Raw genomic sequence first — 5,431 nt, 5'->3', positions numbered from 1 at the left:
CGGCCCCAAGGGCGTCTACCACAAGTACCAGACCAACCCCACCACCTGGTCCGACTGGGAACCCGCCGGCGGACCCACCGACGCCCAACTCACCAGTGAGCGCTCGCCGGACGGCCGGGTCGAGGTCTTCGCGATCAACGGCAGTACGGCGCAGCACGCCTGGCAGACCGGGGTCAACGCGCCCTACCACCCCTGGGACAGCTTCGGCGGCGCCGGCACCGAGATCGTCGCGACCGCGAACGCCGACGGCCGGATCGAGGTCTTCGGCACCAGCAGCGCCGGCGTCTACCACAAGTGGCAGACCGGATTCGCCACCTGGTCCGACTGGACCTGGCTCAACACCACCGCCGGACCGGCTGTCCCCTGACCGACCCCGGCCCCGGCACCCCGAGGGCAGGACCACCTCCCCGACCGGCAGGCGCGGCCTGCCGCGGGCGGCCGGAGCGGGAGCGCGAACGCTCCCGCTCCGGCGGTTCCCCCGCACGTGGCCTACGCCACCATGCGGTTTACCGGCATGCTCGAAGAGGTAACGTTCGTCCGTCCGGCAGTGGTCGGCATGCGAATCGGGGGAACGGGGGAGCAGTGCTCGGGACGGAGGAACGGTGAGCGGGATTCTCGTCCACCTGCCGGAGGGGAGCGGCGAGGCCGCGGTGACCCTGCGGCTCGGTCCGGGAGAGCGGGCGCGCTTCGGCCGCGGCTCCGCCGGGACGCCGGTGGAGCTCCGACTCGGCGACGAGGCGGTGTCCCGGCTCGCCGGGGAGATCCACGCGACGGACGACCACTGGCAGTTGAGCAACCTCAGCAACACCCACGCGTACCTGGTGGAGAACCCGGAGGGTGCGGGCGAGTACCTGCGAGTGCCACCGCGGCGGATCGGCGCGCCGATCCCGTTCGAGTTCTCCCGGGTGGTGCTGCCCTCGCGGCGCGAAACCCCGCTGTCCTTCCAGGTGTTCGCGCCCGACCACGTGTACCTCGACCCGCACGCCCACGGCGGCTCCTGGGAGAGCCGCACCATGACGGCGTACTCGCTGGACGAGACCGCCACCTACTTCCTGGTCCTGGTCGCGCTCTGCGAGCCGTGGCTGCGGGACCACTCCCCCGCCGCCGTGCCCACCACTCCGCAGGTCGTGGCACGGCTGCGCAACCACCCCGCCTGCGCCCGGCTCACCGCCCGCGCGGTCAGCTCGCACCTCGACTACCTGGCCGACGAGAAGCTCCGCATCGAACTGCCCGACGCCGGCGGCCGCGCGGACCGCCGCAACGGCAAGCGCGAGGCCGTCGTCGGACTCGCCCTGAAGTTCGGCATCGTCCGAGAGGAGCACCTGGCGCTCCTGCCGCGCCCCGAAGCCGCCGAGCCCGGGCGGTAGGGGTGCTGATGGTGCACGACCCGGACTCCTGCGAGGACGGCGGGGAACTGCTGCCACCCGGTCACCGGGTCGGCGCGTGGACCGTCATCGGGCCCATCGGGGAAGGCGGCTGGGCGACCGTCTACGCCGCGCGCCGGGCCGAGGACGCCGCCGCCGGTACGGACGGCGCGGGCGGGCGGGTCGGTACGGACGGCCCGGACGGTGCGGACGACGCGGACGGCACGGTCGGTTCGGACGACGCGGACGGCACGGTCGCCCTCAAGGTGCTGCCGACCGCCGGGCTCGCGCCCCGCCAGGCCCGGCAGGTCGCCGAAGCCGCCCGGCGGGAGGCCGAGTTGGCCCGCAGTGCCCCGCACCCCCGGCTGGTCCGCCTGCTCGACACCCTCACCCTGGCCGCCCCCGACCACCCCGCGCTCGACGGCTCGATCGTCCTGGTCATGGAACGCGCCCGGTGCACCCTGCGGGACCTGCTGGCCACCGGCGTGGACGAGGAGCAGGGCGCCCGGATCATCGCCGGCATCTGCGAGGGCCTGGCCCACCTGCACCGTTCCGGCTGGGTCCACACCGACCTCAAGCCGGAGAACGTCCTCATCGGCCGGGACGGCGAGGTCCGGCTCTCCGACTTCGGCCTCGCCATCGAACTCGTCGGCACCCACGGCCACTCCGCACCGATGGGCACGCCCGACTACCTCCCGCCGGAGCGCTGGAAGGAGCCGCTCGGCGAGCGCGGCGTCAAGATCCGTGCCACGGCCGACATCTGGGCGCTCGGCATCGTGATCCACGAGGTGTTCGCCGCCGGCGTCCCGCCCTTCCCGGGCGCCACCCCCACCGCCCGAAGCGCCGCCGCCCAGCAGTACGCCGAGGGCCGTGCCGCCCTGCGCCTGGCGCCGGACGTCCCCCCGTTCTGGCGCACCCTCGCCGCCGACTGCCTCGCGCCGACCCATGCCGCACGCGCCGCGCACACCGCCGAGAGCCTGCTCGCCCGCATCCGGGCGCACCGGTCCGGCCGCCGGTTCCGCCGGGCACGGCCGCGACCGCGCACCGCGCTGCTGGCCCTCGCCACCTGCGCCACGGCCGCCGTCACCGCCGCCGCCCTCTGGCCGGATCCGGGACCGCCCCCGCAGTCCGCCCGCATCCGGGTCTTCAACGCCGAACGCGGCTGCCAGCAGCGCACCGACCGCGACCCCGTGTGCAGTCTCGGCCTGGCCGTCGATCCGCTGCGCCCGTACACCGCCGACAACGTGGTGCCCACCAGGGTCTGGCACGACGACACCCTCGACGCCGACTGCCAGCTCCCCACCGGGCTCCCGATCATCGACGAGGAGGACCGCACCTCCACCCTCTGGTACCGGGTCCGGCTCCCCGGGCCCGCCACCGCCTGGCTCCCCGCCGTCCGCACCAGGGACCGCCCGGCGCTCCAGCTCTGCCCCTGACCGGCCTGCGGGCCGTCGGCCCGCCCGCGCGGTACTCCGGATCGTTCCGGATTCCGGCCCGGCGCCCGTCTCACTAGCTTGTCGACGGCGCCCGCCGGACCGGCCGGCCCCGAGGCCAGGGAGTAGTGATGCCGACGACGACCACCACCAGCCGGCCGAGCGCCGCCGTTCTCGGGCACCAGGAGCGCCAGGTGCTCCGGGCCGTCGGCTGCGGCCTGCGCGACGACGAGATCGCCGCCGCCCTCGCCGTGCCCGAGGACGCCGTGGCCGGGCACCTCGCGCGGATCCTGGTGAAGCTCGGCCTGCGCGACCGGGCCGCCGCCATCGTGCACGCCTTCGACTGCGGACTGGTCGTGCCCGGCCGCGGCCCCCGCACCCAGCTGGTGAGCCCGCTGCGGCGCAGCACCGCCGCCCGCCCGGGCGCGCCGTCGGTGCGGATCTCGGTGCTCGGGCCGCTGCGGGCCTGGCAGGACGGGCGTCCCCTGGACCTGGGCCACCTGCGCCAGCAGGCCGTCCTGGCGGCGCTGGCGCTGCGCGCGGGGCGGACGGTCAGTCGGCAGGAACTGCTGGACGGGGTCTGGGGGTCGGAGCCGCCGGTCACCAATGTGGTGCCGGTCCACATCTACCGGCTGCGCAAGGCCCTTCGAACGGGGAACTGTCCGGTTCCGGTGATCGAGCACGACCGCTGGGGCTACCGGCTGTCCTCCGGCGCGACCGAGGTGGACGTGGAGCGCATGGAGGGCCTGGTCACGGATGCCGACGCGGCCCACCGGGCGGGCGATCCGGCCGAGGCGGTCCGCCTCTGCTCCCGGGCGCTGGCCCTGTTCCGCGGGGAACTCCTGGCCGGCCTGCCCGGCCCGCTCGCCGAACTGGAGCGGCTGCGGCTCACCGAGCGCAGGGTCGCCGTCGCCCAGCGGAAGCTGGACTGGCAGCTGCGGCTGGGCCAGTGCGCGGAGGCGACCGCCGAGCTGTTCGCCCTGTCCGCGGAACACCCGCTGAACGAGCCGGTGGCCGCGCTGCTGATGCGTGCGCTGTACCGCGGCGGCCGGCAGGCCGACGCCCTGGCCGTGTTCGACCGGGCCCGCCGCCGGCTGGCCGACGAGCTCGGGGTGCCGCCGAGCCGGATGCTGACGCTGACGTACCGGATGATCCTGCGCGGGGACGAGGCCGGGCTCGGCCTGACCGGGGCCGCGCGGTGAGCGGACCGGCGCGGTGAGCGGACCGGCGCGGGAGGGGGCCCCACCGGGGCGGTGCGCGGTCGCGCCCCGGTGGAACCCCCTCCCATCCGCGCGGTGCGGCACGGTGTCCGCGTGCTCAGGAGGCGAAGGCCCGTTCCAGCCGGGGGATCAGGTCCCTCAGGTCCTGTTCCCAGCAGCCCCCGTTGTGGCCGCCGTTGCACTGGGTGCCCCAGCCGGAGCCGTCGCCGTAGTCGACGTAGTGGTACGGCATGCCGAGGGCGTCCATCCGGTCCTTGACGTGTTTGGCCGCGCCCTCCAGCCAGAACTCCGGCTCGGTGGCCGAGCCCCGTCCGTTGCCGACGTACACGGAGACGCCGATGCCGGCGAGCCTGTCCATGTGCTGTGACGGGTCCGCCTGGTTCCACCGCCAGTCGGCGTTGAACACCGGGTAGGGCGTGCCGAACAGGGCGTCGCTGTCCACCCCCGGCTTGTAGGGGTCGTTGTTCGGGTCGCAGGCCCCGGACGACGAGCCGCAGACCGCCCCCTGCGCGTCGATGAGCGAGGCGACGACGGCCAGCCGCAGGTCCATGGAGTCGACCGACAGGTCGATGTCCCCCGAGAGGGACGCGGTCTGGCTGAACAGCTCGGGGCGGTCCTGGGCGTAGTGGAAGGCGCCGAACCCGCCCATGGAGACGCCGGCGATCGCCCGGGCCTTCTTGGTCGCGATGGTCCTCAGGTTGGCGTCGATGAACGGGATCACCTGGTTGAGGTGGAAGTTCTCCCAGTTCTGGGCGCCGAGCTGGGTGTGCTGGTCGAGCCAGTTGGCGTACCAGCCCCGGGCGCCGCCGTCCGGGATGACGGTGATCATCGCGTTCGAGGTGGTCAGCGCCGGGTAGTTCTGCTGGATCGGGTCGTCGGGCGAGCCGTGCAGGAAGTACAGCACGGGGTAGCGCCGGGTCGGGTCGTCGTAGTAGCCGCTCGGCAGGATGACCTTGATGTGGTGCTTGCCCGCGACCTCCGGGGTGGTCACGGTCAGGTAGAAGTTCGTCGGGCCGCCCACGGTCGTGTCGACCTGGGTCAGGCCGTATCCGTCCGCCATCCGCGGCGGCGTCCCGGGGTTGCCGGCCGCCCGGGCGGTGCCCGCCGTGGTGGCCGTGCCCAGGACGACGGCCAGCAGCGCCAGCACCGTTCGCCACCGGCGCCTGGGCGCCGTCGCCTTCCTCGTGCTCCTGGTGCTCGTGATGCTCGCCGTGCTCGTGGTACTCGTCGTGCTCGTGGTGCTCGTCGTGCTCGTGGTGCTCGTCACGGTGTTCTCCCCCTCACGGGCTCTGTTCTCACGGGCTTTTCGTTGCGCGGTGCGCTCCCGGCCGGGAGGCCGCCCCTCCGCCGGCGGACGGGCGCGCCGGGGCCGGGCGGCGGTACACCCGCGCCCCCCGACCGCGCTGTCAGCCCA

The 5,431-nt window shown here is 74.6% G+C and carries 5 protein-coding genes; 4 read left to right on the top strand and 1 reads right to left on the bottom strand.

Going from position 1 to position 5,431, the window contains the following annotated elements:
* The 4 genes from ABT247_RS10560 to ABT247_RS10545 all read left to right on the top strand — a co-directional run.
* A partial coding sequence (locus tag ABT247_RS10560) for a DUF8189 domain-containing protein (RefSeq protein WP_502892425.1) occupies window positions 1-367 on the top strand: 367 nt, incomplete at its 5' end.
* A 235-nt stretch (window positions 368-602) separates the two neighbouring features.
* The gene (locus ABT247_RS10555) at window positions 603-1,367 is read left to right on the top strand and encodes a serine/threonine protein kinase (RefSeq protein ID WP_350741026.1); all 765 of its coding nucleotides are present in this window, start codon (window positions 603-605) and stop codon (window positions 1,365-1,367) included.
* Between the two features lie 8 nt (window positions 1,368-1,375).
* Window positions 1,376-2,800 (top strand): serine/threonine-protein kinase, encoded by a 1,425-nt coding sequence (locus ABT247_RS10550; RefSeq protein WP_350741024.1) that lies wholly within the window; start codon window positions 1,376-1,378, stop codon window positions 2,798-2,800.
* 128 nt (window positions 2,801-2,928) lie between these two features.
* Window positions 2,929-3,999, top strand: a complete 1,071-nt coding sequence (locus ABT247_RS10545; RefSeq protein ID WP_350741022.1) for an AfsR/SARP family transcriptional regulator — start codon at window positions 2,929-2,931, stop codon at window positions 3,997-3,999.
* A 115-nt stretch (window positions 4,000-4,114) separates the two neighbouring features.
* On the opposite strand, the gene ABT247_RS10540 is transcribed toward ABT247_RS10545, so the two are convergent.
* Window positions 4,115-5,164 carry an alpha/beta hydrolase gene (locus ABT247_RS10540; protein WP_502892426.1) on the bottom strand — a complete coding sequence of 350 codons (1,050 nt, stop codon included), beginning with the start codon at window positions 5,162-5,164 and terminating at the stop codon, window positions 4,115-4,117.
* Window positions 5,165-5,431 lie beyond the last annotated feature (267 nt).

The organism is Kitasatospora sp. NPDC001539 (genome assembly GCF_040298565.1).
GTDB lineage: Bacteria > Actinomycetota > Actinomycetes > Streptomycetales > Streptomycetaceae > Kitasatospora.
The sequence above is the reverse complement of the archived record's forward strand: the minus strand, read 5'-3'. Positions and strand labels throughout refer to the sequence as shown.